This window comes from Neisseria sp. P0001.S005 (assembly GCF_051963715.1).
This window is the reverse complement of the sequence record NZ_JBQCTZ010000958.1, coordinates 1-287: the sequence shown is the minus strand read 5'-3', so window position 1 is coordinate 287 and position 287 is coordinate 1. Positions and strand designations below refer to the sequence as shown.

Sequence of the window (287 nt, the reverse complement as noted above, 5' to 3'; positions counted from 1 at the left end):
ACTTTGAGGTTTTCGCCATCAGGTACGACATCGCTAGGCAGGTTGGCATAGCGGCGGTCGTTGTGGGCGGAGTGAGGGTCTTTAGGATCGAGCAGCGGAGGCAGGGTGTCGTAGCTGCGGCGCCAGATGTGGACTTGCTCGTCGCCGTATTTTTCTGCGGTCTGTTTTTTATCCATACCTTGCAGCTGGCCGTAGTGGCGCTCGTTCAAGCGCCATGATTTGATTTGTGGAACAAACAGTTGGTCGGATTCTTCCAAAACGATGTTACAGGTTTTGATGGCACGGGT

At 53.7% G+C, this 287-nt stretch carries 1 protein-coding gene; it reads right to left on the bottom strand.

Going from position 1 to position 287, the window contains the following annotated elements:
- Positions 1 to 287: 2,3-bisphosphoglycerate-dependent phosphoglycerate mutase (locus tag ACTHSP_RS23675; protein WP_440347194.1), on the bottom strand; the 287-nt coding region annotated here is incomplete at both ends.